This is a genomic window from Streptomyces sp. NPDC048297 (assembly GCF_043201585.1).
GTDB lineage: Bacteria > Actinomycetota > Actinomycetes > Streptomycetales > Streptomycetaceae > Streptomyces.
Genome location: NZ_JBICZA010000027.1, coordinates 15,235 through 29,914 on the forward strand (window position 1 = coordinate 15,235; position 14,680 = coordinate 29,914).

The window sequence follows — 14,680 nt, forward strand, 5'->3', positions numbered from 1 at the left end:
GACGGGACAAGGTGGCGAACCAGCCGATCACGGTCCCCCGATAGGGTTCTCCCATGCGTGATCTCGGGGTGGGGTTCGGTTATCTGCTGGCGGGCCAGCGCTGGGTGGGCCGGCACGGGCGGCAGTTCGGGCTCGGCCTGCTGCCCGGCCTGATCGCCCTGGTCCTGTACGTGGCGGTGCTGGTCGCGCTCGCGGTGTGGGGGCAGGACGCGGTCGCGTGGGCGACGCCGTTCGCGGACGACTGGTCGAGCCCCTGGCAGGGCCTGTTCCGCGGCTTCCTCACGGTCGTGCTGTTCGCCCTCGGCCTGCTGCTGGCCGTCCTCACCTTCACGGCCGTCACCCTGCTGATCGGCCAGCCCTTCTACGAGAGCCTCTCCGAGAAGGTCGACGAGGACGTCTCACCCGACGGCACGGCACCGCGGTCGGGGCTGCCGCTCTGGCGCGAGATGTGGATCTCCGCCCGCGACAGCCTGCGCATCCTGGTGCGGGCCGGACTGTGGGGCGTGATGCTCTTCGCCCTCGGCTTCCTGCCCGTCGTCGGCCAGACGGCCGTCCCGGTCATCGGCTTCTTCGTCACCGGCTTCTTCCTCACCGAGGAACTCGCCTCCGTCGCCCTGCAGCGCCGCGGCGTCGAACTCCGCGCCCGCCTCGCGCTGCTCCGCTCCCGCAAGACCCTGGTCTGGGGCTTCGGCACCCCCCTCGGCCTCGCCTTCCTGGTCCCGTTCGTCGCCGTGTTCCTCATGCCGGGCGCCGTCGCCGGCGCCACCCTCCTCGCCCGCGACCTGCTGGGCGAGGGCAACGACGAGAACGACGAGAACACAGAGGAGTCCCCGGACGAGTCTCCGGACAGCGAACAGGTCACCTTCTGACGCGGAACACGCATGGCGGCCATGCCAGGCATGCGCTTGTGGCATCGGCCGCCCCGACCTAGCGTCGACCCCATGCAGATCACCCTCGGCGATCCCGCCCGCGCGCCTCAGCCGCTGAGCCCCTGTCGCTCCCAGGTCGCCCGTGTCGAACAGGCCGACGGCAGCGCGCTGTTGTTCCTCTCCGGGCAGGTCGCCGAGGGAGCCACCCTCGCCGAGCAGACCAAGGGCGTCTTCGAGACCATCGGCGCCCTCCTGGAGGCCCACGGCGCGACCCTCGCGGACGTGATCAACATCCGCACCTGCCTCACCGACATCACCCGGCTCGACGAGTACGGCGCGGTCCGCCGCGCGTTCCTCACCGGCACCCCGCCGACCAGCACGACCTTCGAAGTGCCGCGCCTGTTCCGGCCGGAGGCCCAGGTGGAGATCGAGATCGTCGCGGCCGTACCGGCGGGCGGGCAGGCAGCCGTACCGGCGGGCGGGTAGACAGCCGTACCGGCAGGCGGACGGAGCGCGGAACCGCTGACACGTCTGCCAGTTGTGAAGGGTTCGTACGAGATCTCCCTCAGCGGTTCGATCACGGGCCGCGGGCCCACCGCGCCCATGAGGTTCTGATCCGGGACAAGTCCCCCACGCGCAGCCCCGGCCCGGACTCCTGACATCCGGACCGGGGCTCACCACGCCCCTCCCGGGCCCAGGTCACGGACGTACCGCCGTGACCGTGCGATAGGCGATCTCGGCCAGCCGCGCCTGGCCGTTGCGGCTCGGGTGGAACCAGTCCCAGTGGCTGAGCTGCTCGGTGCCGAAGCGGAAGTCGAAGACCGCGTTGCCGTCGAAGCGGCAGCGGCGGTCCTTGGCGCAGACCTCCTTCAGCACCGCGTTGTACGCCTCCACGCGCCGCTGCACCTTCTCCCGCCGCCGCTCGGCCGCCTCCGACAGGTCGTCCGAGGCGCCCAGCATCGACGGGCAGATGCCCAGCTTCCACACCTGCCGGCCCAGCGGATCCGTACGGCCCTCGGCCCACAGCCGCTTCAGGTTCGGCACGCTCGCCACGTACACCTGCGTCTTCGGCAGCGCCGTGCGCACCGTGCCCAGCGCCTTCTCGAAGTCCTCGCGGAAACCGGCCACCGACGTCATCGCCCGCACCGAGCCCCGGCAGGCGTCATTGGCACCCGCCATCACGGTCACCAGTTCGGGCCCCCGGGTGACCGCCTGGGCCATCTGGTCGGGAACGTCGGCCATCCGGGCACCGGTCACCGCGTAGTTCCAGCTGCGCTCCGCCGCCCCCGTCACCCCGAGCAGCCGCACCGCCAGGCTGTCCACCCGCGCGTCGCTGCCCGTCGCCCACGACACCTCCGGGCAGTCCGAGAACACCGTGCACGCGTCGAAACCGCGCGTGATGGAGTCACCGACCGCGGCGATCGAGTCGGGGCTGCGGTCCCACACCGGGGCCGGCTTCGGCTGCCGGCGCGACGCGCCCTGGGAGTCCTTCGTACCGGAGGAGCCGCCTCCGCCGAACACGTCGCACCCCGTGGTCAGCACCGCCGCCGTCACCACCGCCGTCATCCCCGCGACGACGGCCCGCACCCGGTGGCCTCGCTTCCGCATCCCTGCTGGTCCCCTCGCTCGTCGCTCCAGTGTTCCCTCCCATGACAACGCGCGAGGGTTCCCGGCCGGGCCCCTTGGAACGGCACACCCCCGTACAAGCGTCCCCCTGGGTGAATGGCAGTGGATTCCTGGCAGCGGGACCGACGGTACGTCACACTCCTTGCACCGCCGCAGGGTAGCCTCGCCATGAACGCGGCCGTCGCGCCACTGCCGCCGGCCAGTCCGAAGGATGTCCCGCTCTGCCCGGAGGTTCCGGTGACGACACGTGGAGTTCTGTACGTGCACTCCGCTCCGCGCGCGCTGTGCCCGCACGTCGAGTGGGCCATCGCCGGGGTGCTCGGCACGCGCGTCAACCTCGACTGGATCCGGCAGCCCGCGGCCCCCGGCACCTGGCGCTCCGAGTTCTCCTGGCAGGGCGAGGCCGGCACCGCGTCCAAGCTCGCCTCCGCCCTGCGCGGCTGGCACCTGCTGCGCTTCGAGGTCACCGCCGAGCCCTGCCCCACCGCCGAGGGCGAGCGCTACAGCTGCACCCCCGACCTCGGCATCTTCCACGCCGTCACCGGCATCCACGGCGACATCCTCATCCCCGAGGACCGGCTGCGCGCGGCCCTGCTGCGCAGCCGGCGCGGTGAGACGGACCTGGAGGCCGAACTCGCCAAGCTCCTGGGCAAGCCCTGGGACGACGAACTGGAGCCCTTCCGCTACGCGGGCGAGGGCGCCCCGGTGCGCTGGCTGCACCAGGTGGTGTGAACGGCAGGACGCCGTACGGACTCGCCGTGCGGACCGTCGTACGGACGACCGTCGTACGGACGACCGTCGTACGGACATGAGGAAGGGCCCCCACCGTCCGGACGCTGTTGGTAACGGAATTTACCAACAGCGTCCGCGTCCGGTGGGGGCCCTTCCTCTCGCTGTCAGATCGTACGGAACGCCAGGATCACGTTGTGGCCGCCGAATCCGAACGAGTTGTTCAGCGCGGCGATACGGCCCTCGGCGGGCAGCTTGCGCGCCTCGCCGATGACGACGTCGGCCGCGGCCTCCGCCTCCGGGTCGAGGTTGTCGACGTTGATGGTCGGCGGGGCGATCCGGTTGTACAGGGCGAGCACGGTCGCGACCGTTTCGATACCGCCCGCGCCACCGAGCAGGTGACCGGTCATCGACTTGGTGGCGGAGACCGCGAAGTGGTCGGCGTCGTCGCCGAACACCTTGCGCAGCGCCTTCAGTTCGGCCACGTCACCGGCGGGCGTCGAGGTGGCGTGCGCGTTGACGTGCACGATCTCGGCCGGGTTCAGGTCGGTGCTGTCCATCAGGTTCTGCAGGGCGTGCGCGATGCCGCGGCCCTCCGGCTCCGGCTGCACGATGTCGTGGCTGTCGGCCGAGATGCCCTGGCCGACGGCCTCCGCGTAGACGCGGGCGCCGCGCGCGGCGGCGTGCTCGGCGGACTCCAGGACCACGACACCGGCACCCTCGCCGAGGACGAAGCCGTCACGCGCGAGGTCGTAGGGGCGCGAGGCACCCTGCGGGTCGTCGTTCTTCTTGGACATCGCCATCATGTTGCCGAACGCGGCGATGGGCAGCGGGTGGATGGCCGCCTCGGTGCCGCCGGCGACGACGACGTCGGCACGGCCGGTGCGGATCATCTCGGCGGCGTAGCCGATGGCCTCGGCGCCGGAGGCGCAGGCGGACACCGGGGTGTGCACACCGGCGCGGGCGCCCACGGCCAGGCTCACGTTGGCGGCCGGGCCGTTCGGCATCAGCATCGGCACGGTGTGCGGGGAGACGCGGCGTACGCCCTTCTCCTTCAGCACGTCGTACTGGTCGAGCAGGGTCGTCACACCGCCGATGCCGGAGGCGATCACCGTCCCCAGGCGGTCGGGGTCGACGCTGCTGTCCTCGCCGGCCTTGTCGGTGAAACCGGCGTCGGCCCAGGCCTCCTTGGCCGCGATCAGCGCGAACTGCGCCGAGCGGTCCAGGCGGCGGGCCTGCGGGCGCGGAATGACCTCGCCCGGCTCCACGGCGATCTGCGCCGCGATACGGACCGCCTGGTCGGCGGCCCACTCCTGGTCGAGCGCACGGACGCCGGACTTGCCGGCGACGAGCGCCTCCCAGGTGGAAGCTGCGTCGCCACCCAGCGGTGTGGTTGCGCCGATACCGGTGACGACCACGGTGCGATTGGTCGGGCTCACGGGAATTCTTTCTCCAACGGATAAGGGATTCATACGGCGCCACCGCCGGGTGGCGGGGCCTCGCAGCCTGACTGCCTAAAAGACGGCTCAGGCCTGGTGCGTGAGGATGTAGTTGGTGGCGTCACCAACGGTCTTGAGGTTCTTGACGTCCTCGTCCGGGATCTTCACGTCGAAGCGCTCCTCTGCTGCGACGACGACCTCGACCATGGACAGCGAGTCGACGTCCAGGTCGTCGGTGAAGGACTTGTCCAGCTGGACGTCCTCAACGGGGATCCCGGCGATCTCGTTCACGATCTCGGCGAGACCGGCGACGATCTCTTCCTGAGTGGCGGCCATGTCAGGCGCTCCTTCTTCGATATTCCAGACGGTTTACGGCACCCGCCGCGGCAGCGGCAGGCGGTGCGGCACGAGCACCGGATCGCATGATCCGGCACGCAGTGCCTAGGGGAGGGTAACGACCGTGGCGGCGTAGACGAGACCCGCCCCGAATCCGATGACGAGCGCGGTGTCGCCACTCTTCGCCTCCCCGGTCGCCAGAAGCCGCTCCATCGCGAGCGGGATCGAGGCGGCCGAGGTGTTGCCGGTGGTGCGCACGTCACGTGCGACCGTGACGTGCTCCGGCAGTTTCAGCGTCTTCACCATCGAGTCGATGATCCGCATGTTGGCCTGGTGCGGGATGAAGACGTCCAGGTCGTCCGCGGTGATTCCGGCCGCGTCCAGCGCCTGCTGGGCGACCTTCGCCATCTCGAACACGGCCCAGCGGAACACCGCCTGGCCCTCCTGCGTGATCGCAGGGAACTTGATGTTGCCCTCGGAGTCCAGCGGCAGCTCGGCGACGTCGCCGATCCTGAAGCGGTCCCACGGGACGGTCTGCTTGATGGTCTCGGACTTGTCGCCCTCGGAGCCCCACACGGTCGGGCCGATCGCCGGCTCCTTGGAGGGGCCGACCACGACCGCGCCGGCGCCGTCACCGAACAGGAAGGCCGTCGCCCGGTCCTCCAGGTCGGTCAGGTCGCTCAGCCGCTCCACGCCGATGACGAGCACGTACTCGGCGGACCCCTCCGTCACCATGCCCTTGGCGAGGGTCAGCCCGTAGCCGAAGCCCGCGCAGCCGGCCGAGATGTCGAAGGCGGCGGCCTTGGCGGTGCCCAGCTGGTCGGCGATCGCGGTGGCGATGGCCGGGGTCTGCGCGAAGTGCGAGACGGTGGAGACGACCACGGCGCCGATCTGCTCGGCGGAGATGCCCGCGTCCGCGATCGCCTTGCCGCCGGCCTCGACCGACATCGCCGCGACGGTCTCGTCGGGGCTCGCCCAGTGGCGGGTCTCGATGCCCGACCGCGACCGGATCCACTCGTCCGACGAGTCGATCTTCTCGAGGATCACCTCGTTGGGCACGATCCGCACCGGACGGTAGCCGCCGACGCCGAGAATGCGCGCGTACGGGGCGCCCTTGCTGGCCTTGATCTTCGCCATGTTCGGTAGGGCTCCTTAGGCGTCGGCGAGCTCTGTGACGAGCGCGCGTGCCGCGTCGAGGTCGTCGGGGGTCTTCAGGGCCAGCGTCCGCACGCCCGGCAGGGCGCGCTTGGCCAGGCCGGTCAGCGTGCCGCCGGGGCACACCTCGATGAGCCCGGTGACGCCCAGCTCCTTGAACGTCTCCATGCACAGGTCCCAGCGGACCGGGTTGGCGACCTGTCCGACCAGCCGCTCCAGCACCTCGGTGCCGGTGGCGACGGTCCGGCCGTCCTTGTTGGAGACGTAGGTGACCTTCGGGACGGCGGGGGTCAGCTCCGCGGCGGCCTCGGCCAGCGTCTCGACCGCGGGGGCCATGTGGTGGGTGTGGAAGGCGCCGGCGACCTTCAGCTGGACGACCTTGCGGACGCCCTCGGGCTTGTCCTCGTTCAGCGCGGCGAGCTGCTCCAGCGTGCCCGCGGCGACGATCTGGCCGGCGCCGTTGATGTTCGCCGGGGTCAGGCCCAGCTTCTCCAGGTGCGCGACGGAGACCTCCGGGTCGCCGCCGAGCAGCGCCGACATGCCGGTCTCGGTGATCGCGGCGGCGTCGGCCATGGCCAGACCCCGCTTGCGCACCAGACGCAGCGCGGAAGTGTCGTCCAGCACGCCCGCGAAGGCGGCGGCGGTGAACTCACCCACACTGTGGCCGGCGACGGCGCCCGGCGAGATGTCACCGAGTGCCGCGGCCGACAAGATGCCGGCGGCGACCAGCAGCGGCTGGGCGACGGCGGTGTCGCGGATCGCGTCCGCGTCGGCCTGCGTGCCGTAGTGGACGAGGTCGAGTCCGATGGCGTCCGACCATGCGGCGACGCGGTCGGCGGCGCCGGGCAGTTCGAGCCAGGGGGTCAGGAAGCCGGGCGTCTGGGCGCCCTGGCCGGGAGCGACGAGTACGAGCACCTTCACACTCTCTCTTGGGGACGGCCACGGCCGCCCGTGAGGACAGGGACGAAGAACACGAAGGGCTTTTGTGGCCCCCCGACAAAAAGTTAGGGCTGAGCGTCTCCATCGGCCAGACGCCCCAGGATCAGGGCGATCCGCAGTGTGAACGCGGATCGTACATCGGATGGCGACCAGCCGGTGACGTCAGTCACACGTCGGAGCCGGTAGCGCACGGTGTTCGGGTGAACGAAGAGCATCCGGGCCGCGCCTTCCAGACTGCTCGCCTGCTCCAGATAGACGCTCAAGGTCTCCAGGAGCGCCGACCCGGCCTCCTCCAGCGGTCTGTAGATCTCCTCCACCAGCTGCTCACGTGCCCCGGGATCGCCCGCGATGGCCCGCTCCGGCAGCAGATCGTCCGCGAGCACCGGCCGCGGCGCGTCCTGCCAGGCGGAACACGCCTTCAGCCCCGCCGCGGCGGCCTGAGCGGACCGGGTGGCGGCCAGCAGGTCGGGGACGACGGGCCCGGCGACCACCGGCCCGGCGGCGTACGGCCCGATCAGCGACTTGGCGACGGCGAGCGGATTGCTGCTCCCGCCGGCGATGACGACGAGCCGGTCCCCGAGCACCCCCGTGAGCACCTGCAGCTTGGCGTGCCGGGCGGCCCGCCGGATGGCCTCGACGGTCAGCTCGCTGTCGCCCTCGGGCGCGGTGCCGAGCACGACACAGACATGCTCCGGGGAGTTCCAGCCCAGCGCGGCGGCCCGGCTCACCGCCCCCTCGTCGGCCTCCCCGCTGAGCACGGCGTTCACGACGAGCGACTCCAGCCGCGCGTCCCAGGCACCGCGTGCCTCGGCGGCCTGCGCGTACACCTGGGCGGTCGCGAAGGCGATCTCGCGGGCGTACACGAGGAGCGCCTCGCGCAGCACGCTCTCGTCACCGGGCGCCGCCACCTCGTCGATGGCGGACTCCATGACCTCGATGGTGGTGCGCACCATCTCCACGGTCTGCCGCAGCGTGATGGCCCGGGTCAGCTCGCGCGGCGCCGTCCCGAACACGTCGGTCGAGATCGCCTGGGGCGCGTCCGGGTGCCGGAACCACTCGGTGAAGGCGGCGATGCCCGCCTGGGCCACGAGCCCGATCCAGGAACGGTTCTCCGGGGGCATGGCCCGGTACCACGGCAGAGTCTCGTCCATGCGCGCGATGGCCTGCGCGGCGAGACTTCCGGAGGACTTCTCCAGCCGTTTCAGGGTCGCGGAGTGCGGGTGGGCCTCGTACGCTGCGAGTTCGCGGTGATGGGATTCGGGTTCGGGCACGTGGACAAGACTGCCTTATCCGGACGCGGGCGTGTGCCGCCGGGTCCGGCTCGGCCACCGGACGCGGCCTGCGGGGGTGCCCGTGCGCGGTCTACCGTGGTGCCCGTGATCGACGTACGGCGCGCCGACGAGCGCTATCGCGGAGGGGAGCCGGGGGCCGGCATCGACACCCGGCACGCCTTCTCCTTCGGCCCGCACTACGACCCCGGCAACCTGCGCTTCGGCGCGGTGATCGCCTGCAACGAGGAGCGGCTCGCACCGGGCGCCGGGTTCGACGAGCATCCGCACAGCCACACCGAGATCGTCACGTGGGTCGTCGACGGCGAACTCACGCACCGCGACTCCACCGGCCACGGGACGACGGTCCGCCCCGGCGACGTCCAGCACCTGAGCGCCGCGGCCGGCGTCCGCCACGTGGAACGCAACGAGGGCTCCGCCCCCCTCACCTTCATCCAGATGTGGCTGGCCCCTCTGGTGCCCGGCGGCACCCCCTCCTACGACATCGTCCCCGGCATCGCCGACGCCACCCCGTACGCCCTGCCCGGCGCGGGCGCGATGCTGCATGTACGGCGTCTGGGGGCGGGGGAGCGGACGGCGGTGCCGGACGCGCCGTACGTGTATCTGCACGTGGTGCGGGGCGAGGTCCGCCTGGCCGGAGAAACGTTGTCCTTTGGCGACTCGGCCCGGATCACGGGGGCGGAGGGCCTGGAGGCGGTGGGGGTGACGGCGACGGAACTGCTGCTGTGGGAGATGGCGGGGTAGGCGCGGTCGGCCTCAGCCTCGCAGTTCCGCCAGCACCGCGTCCGTGAGGACCGGCCACGCCTCGATCGCCCAGGGGCCGAACGCCTTGTCCGTGAGGGCGACTCCCGCCGCGCCCGCGTCGGGGTCGATCCACAGGAACGTCCCCGACTGACCGAAGTGGCCGAAGGTACGCGGTGAGGACGAACTCCCCGTCCAGTGCGGGGACTTGGAGTCGCGGATCTCGAAGCCGAGGCCCCAGTCGTTGGGGTTCTGGTGGCCGTAGCCCGGCAGGACGCCCTTCGTCCCGGGGTACTGGACGGTCATCGCCTCCGCGACCGTGCGCGGGTCCAGCAGCTGCGGTGCCTGCACCTCCGCCGCGAAGCGCAGCAGGTCCTCGACGGTGGACACGCCGTCCTTGGCGGGGGAGCCCTCCAGCGAGGTCCGTGTCATGCCGAGCGGCTCCAGCACCGCCTGGCGCAGATACTCGGCGAACGGGATGTCCGTCGCCTTGGCGATGTGGTCCCCCAGCTCCTCGAAGCCGGCGTTGGAGTACAGCCGCCGGTCACCGGGCGGTGCCGTCACGCGGTGTTCGTCGAAGGCCAGGCCCGAGGTGTGCGCGAGGAGATGGCGGACCGTGGAACCGGGGGGTCCGGCCGGCTCGTCCAGCTCGATCGCACCCTCCTCGTACGCGACGAGCGCCGCGTACGCCGCCAGCGGCTTGGTCACGGAGGCCAGCGGGAAGCGGTGCGCGAGGGGGCCGCGGGTCCCCAGGACCGTACCGTCGGCTCGTACGACGCCCGCGGCGGCGGTGGAAACCGGCCAGTTCTCGATCAGTGCCAAGCTCTGCAACGACATGGCCCCGAGCCTATGCGGCGCCCGGCCCGCACCGCACCGAGGGGCGGCCAGGGGGCGGCGGGGGTGCTTTCAGGGTGCGTCCGGGGTTGCTTCCAGAGTGCGTCCGGGGTGCGTTTCTTACCCGCCTCCCCCCGGATTCCGCTTGCTTGGAGTGCGCTCCAAGGCCATAGCGTGGTGGGCATGACGGTGATGCAGTCCACGCCAGCGGCCACCGGCCGGGCCACCCCCGCCGACATCTGCTCAGCCCCGCCCCGGCGCCACCCACGGCCCGAGGGCCAGGACCACTACACGATCAGTGAGGTCGTCGCCTTCACCGGCCTGACCGCGCACACCCTGCGCTGGTACGAGCGGATCGGCCTGATGCCCCACGTCGACCGCTCGCACACCGGCCAGCGTCGCTACACCAACCGCGACCTGGACTGGCTGGACCTGGTGACCAAGCTGCGCCTGACCGGCATGCCGGTCGCGGACATGGTCCGCTACGCGGAGCTGGTGCGGGAGGGGGAGAGCACGTACGCGGAACGCCAGGCCCTGCTGGAGGCGACCCGCCGGGACGTGCTGGCCCGGATCGCCGAACTGCACGACACGCTCGCCGTGCTCGACCGCAAGATCAGTTTCTACGGGAACGCGACGGAGGGGACCATCCGATGACCGACGCCACGACGGGGACGGTACGGCTCGGCGACGACGGACCGGAGGTCGGCGTCCAGGGGCTCGGTTGCATGGGCATGAGCTTCGCGTACGGCCCGACGGACGCCGACGCCTCACGGGCCGCCCTGGAGCGGGCGCTCGAACTGGGCGTGACCCTGTACGACACGGCGGACGCGTACGGGAACGGCGAGAACGAGAAGTTCCTCTCCCCGTTCTTCACGGCGCACCGGGACGAGGTGGTCATCGCGACCAAGTTCGCCCTCGCGATCCCGCCGGACGACCCGACCAGGCGGATCATCCGCAACGACGAGCCGTACATCCGCCAGGCCGTCGAGGCCAGCCTGCGGCGGCTCGGCGTCGACGTGATCGACCTCTACTACATGCACCGCCGCGACGTGAACATCCCCATCGAGGACACCGTCGGCGTCATGGCGGACCTGGTCCGCGAGGGCAAGGTCAAGCACCTCGGCCTCAGCGAGGTCACCGCCGGCGAACTGCGCGCCGCCCACGCCGTGCACCCCATCGCGGCCGTGCAGTCGGAGTGGTCCCTGTTCAGCCGGGACATCGAGGCGCATGTGGTGCCGGCCGTCCGTGAGCTGGGCGTCGCCCTGGTGGCGTACTCCCCGCTGGGCCGCGGCTTCCTCACGGGCGCCTTCACCGACGCGGGCAAGGACCTCACGGCGGACGACTTCCGCAGGCAGCAGCCCCGCTTCACCGGTTCCAACGCCGGCGCCAACGCGGCTCTCCTCGACCCGGTCCGCACCGTCGCCGAGGCCCACGGCGCCTCCCTCGGCCAGATCGCCCTGGCCTGGGTCCAGCAGCGGTCCGCGGTCCACCACCTCCCCGTCGTCCCGATCCCGGGCACCCGCAAGGCAACCCGCGTGGAGGAGAACGTCGGCGCCACCGCCCTCACCCTCACCGACGAGGAACTGTCCCTCCTCGAACCGATCGCGGCGAAGGTCGCCGGCGACCGCTACGCGGACATGACGTTCACGTCCGCGGGCCGGGAGTGAAGCGTCCGCGGGCCGGGAGTGAAGCGTCCGCCGGCCGGAGTGGAGTGTCCGCCGGCCGGGAGTGACGTCCCGGCGGGCGACTACAGCTCGGCCAGCAGCTCGGCCTTCTTCGACGAGAACTCCTCGTCGGTGACCAGCCCGGCCTGATGCAGCTCACCGAGATGCCGGATCCGTTCGGCGATGTCCGCGGGGTCCCTGCGCGCCGGGGCCGGTGCCACAGGCACCGGCCCCCTCGTGCGCACGGCCGCCAGCACGGCCGCGGCGAACGGCAGCGACTCGTGCACCGGCCCGTACCCCAGCCCGAAGACGACCGCCGCGGGATCCTGATCGGGCGGCACGGGCTGCACCGGCTGCACGGGCTGCGCGGTCTGCAGCGCGGATGACCCGCCCGACTCCGTGGAACGCCTCAGCAGGCGCAGATGTCCCTCGAACACCTCCGGCGAGCGCCACTCCACCCCGCTGAGGTCCGCGACGGCGAAACTCTGGTCGCCGGCCTTCCACTTCGCCGAGGACGCGCCCGTCCACGACCAGCGGAACCGCACGCGCGTACCGTCGAAGGACGCCTTCCCGTCGTACGCCTTGAAGTGCAGCGGAGCCCCGGGCGCCTCGACCAGGAACCGGTCGACGGGACCGGACTCGGCCAGCAGCCCCTTCAGCTCGTCGGCGTAGTACTCGGCGAGGGTCTCCCGCTCGGCCGGCAGGACCAGCCGGTACGGATCGCAGCCCTCGCGCAGTTGCCCGGCCGCCGCCTCCAGCAGCGGATCGGCGCCCGCGCGCACGTCGAGCCGCATGACGACCGTGCCGCGCCTGCCCGGGGCCAGCGTCACACCCTCCAGCGCGGACAGCGGCACCCGCCGCTCACCCAGCGCCTGGAACAGCTTCGGCGTTCGAATCCCCCGTTCGTAGCGGATGAGCACGGAGTCGGACTCGAACTCCCAGACGGCATGAAAACCCGCCAGTACGTCACCCATGCGGCTCATCGTATGCGGCACGTGTCCCTCCGTCGCCACCCGCGCAGACCGCACTTCCCGCTGTTTCTACGCGCGTCCGGCCGTCGTGGTGCCCGGCATACCGGCCAGGCAGACGTCGTTCTCCCGGGCGCAGGTCACCTCGTCGTAGGCGCCCACCCCGACGGCGGCGAGGTTGCGCAGGCTGTCCGTGCCCGGCTGGAAATAACCGCTGTGCCCCTGCGCGTCGTGCGCGGACAGCACCCGCGCACCGAACGCCGAGGACACCGGATCGGCCCCGTGCCCGAGCCAGGCGACCTCCAGGTACGGCACGTCCTGCACCCAGTCGGTGGCGTCCCGCATCGCCCACACCCGGGCCGGGGTGCCCAGGCCCGAGGCCTTGGAGACGCGCATCCCGGGGCTCGCGGCGACCGCTATGTCGCTCACCCGCCGGGGCATGTCGTGGGCGGCGACCCCGCACAGCACCGAGCCGTAGCTGTGGCAGACCATCGCCACGGGGGCCCGGCCGGGCAGGGCGTGGAGCAGCGCGTTCAGTCGTACGGCGCCCTCGGCGGCGCGCATCGCCGTCGCCGCGTCCACGCCGAGCCCGGCGGGGGCGGTGTAGTCGGCCCAGGCGATCACGGCCGTACGGACGTCGGGGCCCGCCTGCCGCTCGGCCGCGTACAGGGCCCTGGCCATGCCGACCGGGGCGCTGTAGGGGCGGTTCGTCCGCTGGAAGGTGAGCAGGTCGGTGTCGACACCGGGGACGACGACGGAGATCCGCTCGGCCCGGGTGAGGTCCCCGAAGACCTCGGCGACCCGGCCCGAGTCCGCGGGGTCGAAGGCGAGGATCTGCCGGCCGGGCTCCAGCAGCGCCTCGTAGCGGTGCATCCGGCGGCCGGCGTCCTGGTGCCCGGCCGCGGAGAGCCGGCTGTCGTGCATGCGTGCGCGCTCGACCTTGCGGGCCCGCTCCAGCGCGATGTGGTTGGCGCGGTAGCGCAGGGAGACCGGCGCGCCGTTCATGTTGCCGACCGCGAGCGGATAGCGGTGGGCGAGACGGTCGCGCTCGCGCGGGGTGAGCGAGGCGAAGAACCGGGTGAGCTTCGCCGGGTCCTCCCGCGGGTCCGGCAGGTGGAGGCCGTGCACGCTGCCGTGCCTCCACTTGTCCAGGGAGGCCTGCAGGTCGGTGGACTCCCGGTGCGTACGCAGGGCGGTCCAGCCGGTGGTCGCGAGCATCACGAACACGACGGCCAGCGCCAGCAGCGCGCGCCCGACGTTGAGTTGCGGAGAGGTGTCGAAGGAAGTCACTGGGAGGACACACTAGGAGAACGAGAGGGTCGCGCGGTAACCGAGTGGCGGGGATCACGTTTCGCCGTTCCTCGAACGGAATGCGAACGATCTCGGGGCATTGTGCGAACGATCTCGGGCGGTGCGTGACCCTTTCGGGCGAGGCGCCGGGGGCCGACGGGGTGGTGTGTTCAGGCGTCGCGCCAGTTTCCTATGAGGGCCGGACCCACCTGATCGAGGTACGCCGCGGTGAGCGTCCGGATCGCGTCGAGGCTGAAGTCGTCGCCCGTGCTCCACTGCCGTTCGGTGACCCTTATCACCCCGCCGAAGACGGCCACCGCGAGCCGCGGCCGGGGGTCGGTGTCCACGTCCACGCCCTCCCGGTCGGCGAGCACCCGGGCGATGGTCTCCTCCGTCGCCGCCGAGCGCCGCAGATGGGCGGCGAGCAGCGCGGGCGTCGACTCGATCGTGCGGTACATGCGCACGTACAGCTCGACCGGTACGACCGACTCGACCGTCTCCGCGATCGCCACCCAGCCCTCCAGGACCGCCTGCCGCAGCGCCTCCATCGGCGCCTCGTGCGGCGGGCGGGCCCGCACGGCGGCCACGAAGTGCGCCTCGGTCATCTCCTGGACGGCGAAGGCGGCCTCCTCCTTGCCGGCGAAGTAGCGGAAGAAGGTGCGCTGCGAGACGTCGACCGCCTCGGCGATCTCGTCGACGGTCGTACGGTCGTAACCCCGCGTGGTGAACAGTTCGAGGGCGGCCCGCACCAGCGCCTCGCGCGTGTGCCGCTTCTTGCGCTCGCGCAGCGTCTCCATGGCC

General features: G+C 71.8%; 16 protein-coding genes. 6 read left to right on the forward strand and 10 right to left on the reverse strand.

Annotated features, from left to right (window positions below; genetic code table 11):
* Positions 1 to 53 precede the first annotated feature (53 nt).
* Both ACGFYV_RS26375 and ACGFYV_RS26380 read left to right on the forward strand, forming a co-directional pair.
* Positions 54 to 869: an EI24 domain-containing protein gene (locus ACGFYV_RS26375; protein WP_393880945.1), complete on the forward strand. Its 816-nt coding sequence runs from the start codon at positions 54 to 56 to the stop codon at positions 867 to 869.
* 72 nt (positions 870 to 941) lie between these two features.
* Entirely contained in the window at positions 942 to 1,355 is a 414-nt protein-coding gene (locus tag ACGFYV_RS26380; protein WP_393880946.1) for a RidA family protein, read from the forward strand.
* A gap of 213 nt (positions 1,356 to 1,568) precedes the next feature.
* On the opposite strand, the gene ACGFYV_RS26385 is transcribed toward ACGFYV_RS26380, so the two are convergent.
* Positions 1,569 to 2,477 (reverse strand): SGNH/GDSL hydrolase family protein, encoded by a 909-nt coding sequence (locus ACGFYV_RS26385; RefSeq protein ID WP_393880947.1) that lies wholly within the window; start codon positions 2,475 to 2,477, stop codon positions 1,569 to 1,571.
* 255 nt (positions 2,478 to 2,732) lie between these two features.
* On the opposite strand from ACGFYV_RS26385, the gene ACGFYV_RS26390 reads away from it, so the two are divergent.
* Complete coding sequence (locus ACGFYV_RS26390) at positions 2,733 to 3,227, forward strand: DUF3145 domain-containing protein (RefSeq protein WP_393880948.1); 495 nt, start codon at positions 2,733 to 2,735, stop codon at positions 3,225 to 3,227.
* 164 nt (positions 3,228 to 3,391) lie between these two features.
* Here ACGFYV_RS26390 and fabF read toward each other — a convergent pair whose 3' ends face one another.
* From fabF to fasR, 5 genes are all read right to left on the reverse strand, one after another.
* Complete coding sequence (gene fabF, locus ACGFYV_RS26395; RefSeq protein WP_393880949.1) at positions 3,392 to 4,663, reverse strand: beta-ketoacyl-ACP synthase II; 1,272 nt, start codon at positions 4,661 to 4,663, stop codon at positions 3,392 to 3,394.
* 87 nt (positions 4,664 to 4,750) lie between these two features.
* Positions 4,751 to 4,999 (reverse strand): acyl carrier protein, encoded by a 249-nt coding sequence (locus tag ACGFYV_RS26400; protein WP_393880950.1) that lies wholly within the window; start codon positions 4,997 to 4,999, stop codon positions 4,751 to 4,753.
* A 105-nt stretch (positions 5,000 to 5,104) separates the two neighbouring features.
* Positions 5,105 to 6,136, reverse strand: coding sequence for a ketoacyl-ACP synthase III (locus ACGFYV_RS26405; RefSeq protein WP_393880951.1), 1,032 nt, complete (start codon positions 6,134 to 6,136; stop codon positions 5,105 to 5,107).
* 15 nt (positions 6,137 to 6,151) lie between these two features.
* Complete coding sequence (locus ACGFYV_RS26410; protein ID WP_393880952.1) at positions 6,152 to 7,069, reverse strand: ACP S-malonyltransferase; 918 nt, start codon at positions 7,067 to 7,069, stop codon at positions 6,152 to 6,154.
* An 89-nt stretch (positions 7,070 to 7,158) separates the two neighbouring features.
* Complete coding sequence (fasR, locus tag ACGFYV_RS26415; RefSeq protein ID WP_393880953.1) at positions 7,159 to 8,364, reverse strand: fatty acid biosynthesis transcriptional regulator FasR; 1,206 nt, start codon at positions 8,362 to 8,364, stop codon at positions 7,159 to 7,161.
* Positions 8,365 to 8,469: 105 nt separating this feature from the next.
* Between fasR and ACGFYV_RS26420 the strand changes: the two genes are divergently transcribed.
* A complete protein-coding gene (locus ACGFYV_RS26420; RefSeq protein ID WP_393880954.1) occupies positions 8,470 to 9,126 on the forward strand; it encodes a pirin family protein in 657 nt (218 codons plus the stop codon).
* Between the two features lie 12 nt (positions 9,127 to 9,138).
* On the opposite strand, the gene ACGFYV_RS26425 is transcribed toward ACGFYV_RS26420, so the two are convergent.
* Complete coding sequence (locus ACGFYV_RS26425) at positions 9,139 to 9,960, reverse strand: serine hydrolase domain-containing protein (RefSeq protein ID WP_393880955.1); 822 nt, start codon at positions 9,958 to 9,960, stop codon at positions 9,139 to 9,141.
* Positions 9,961 to 10,140: 180 nt separating this feature from the next.
* On the opposite strand from ACGFYV_RS26425, the gene ACGFYV_RS26430 reads away from it, so the two are divergent.
* Both ACGFYV_RS26430 and ACGFYV_RS26435 read left to right on the forward strand, forming a co-directional pair.
* Positions 10,141 to 10,611, forward strand: coding sequence for a MerR family transcriptional regulator (locus ACGFYV_RS26430; RefSeq protein WP_393880956.1), 471 nt, complete (start codon positions 10,141 to 10,143; stop codon positions 10,609 to 10,611).
* Positions 10,608 to 11,624 (forward strand): aldo/keto reductase, encoded by a 1,017-nt coding sequence (locus ACGFYV_RS26435; RefSeq protein WP_393880957.1) that lies wholly within the window; start codon positions 10,608 to 10,610, stop codon positions 11,622 to 11,624. Before ACGFYV_RS26430 ends, ACGFYV_RS26435 begins: the two co-directional genes overlap by 4 nt.
* Positions 11,625 to 11,704: 80 nt before the next feature.
* On the opposite strand, the gene ACGFYV_RS26440 is transcribed toward ACGFYV_RS26435, so the two are convergent.
* The 3 genes from ACGFYV_RS26440 to ACGFYV_RS26450 form a co-directional block, all read right to left on the reverse strand.
* Positions 11,705 to 12,595, reverse strand: coding sequence for a DUF4429 domain-containing protein (locus tag ACGFYV_RS26440; RefSeq protein ID WP_393880958.1), 891 nt, complete (start codon positions 12,593 to 12,595; stop codon positions 11,705 to 11,707).
* A 66-nt stretch (positions 12,596 to 12,661) separates the two neighbouring features.
* Positions 12,662 to 13,879 (reverse strand): alpha/beta hydrolase, encoded by a 1,218-nt coding sequence (locus tag ACGFYV_RS26445; RefSeq protein ID WP_393880959.1) that lies wholly within the window; start codon positions 13,877 to 13,879, stop codon positions 12,662 to 12,664.
* A gap of 170 nt (positions 13,880 to 14,049) precedes the next feature.
* The gene (locus ACGFYV_RS26450) at positions 14,050 to 14,676 is read right to left on the reverse strand and encodes a TetR family transcriptional regulator (RefSeq protein ID WP_393880960.1); all 627 of its coding nucleotides are present in this window, start codon (positions 14,674 to 14,676) and stop codon (positions 14,050 to 14,052) included.
* Positions 14,677 to 14,680: the final 4 nt, after the last annotated feature.

What these genes read in the sequence shown, in the direction of transcription:
- ACGFYV_RS26375 (WP_393880945.1), top strand. Translation starts at nt 54, where the DNA reads ATGCGTGATCTCGGGGTGGGGTTCGGTTATCTGCTGGCGGGCCAGCGC.
- ACGFYV_RS26380 (WP_393880946.1), top strand. Translation starts at nt 942, where the DNA reads ATGCAGATCACCCTCGGCGATCCCGCCCGCGCGCCTCAGCCGCTGAGC.
- ACGFYV_RS26385 (WP_393880947.1), bottom strand. Translation starts at nt 2,477, where the DNA reads ATGCGGAAGCGAGGCCACCGGGTGCGGGCCGTCGTCGCGGGGATGACG.
- ACGFYV_RS26400 (WP_393880950.1), bottom strand. Translation starts at nt 4,999, where the DNA reads ATGGCCGCCACTCAGGAAGAGATCGTCGCCGGTCTCGCCGAGATCGTG.
- ACGFYV_RS26405 (WP_393880951.1), bottom strand. Translation starts at nt 6,136, where the DNA reads ATGGCGAAGATCAAGGCCAGCAAGGGCGCCCCGTACGCGCGCATTCTC.
- ACGFYV_RS26425 (WP_393880955.1), bottom strand. Translation starts at nt 9,960, where the DNA reads ATGTCGTTGCAGAGCTTGGCACTGATCGAGAACTGGCCGGTTTCCACC.
- ACGFYV_RS26430 (WP_393880956.1), top strand. Translation starts at nt 10,141, where the DNA reads ATGACGGTGATGCAGTCCACGCCAGCGGCCACCGGCCGGGCCACCCCC.
- ACGFYV_RS26435 (WP_393880957.1), top strand. Translation starts at nt 10,608, where the DNA reads ATGACCGACGCCACGACGGGGACGGTACGGCTCGGCGACGACGGACCG.
- ACGFYV_RS26440 (WP_393880958.1), bottom strand. Translation starts at nt 12,595, where the DNA reads ATGGGTGACGTACTGGCGGGTTTTCATGCCGTCTGGGAGTTCGAGTCC.
- ACGFYV_RS26450 (WP_393880960.1), bottom strand. Translation starts at nt 14,676, where the DNA reads ATGGAGACGCTGCGCGAGCGCAAGAAGCGGCACACGCGCGAGGCGCTG.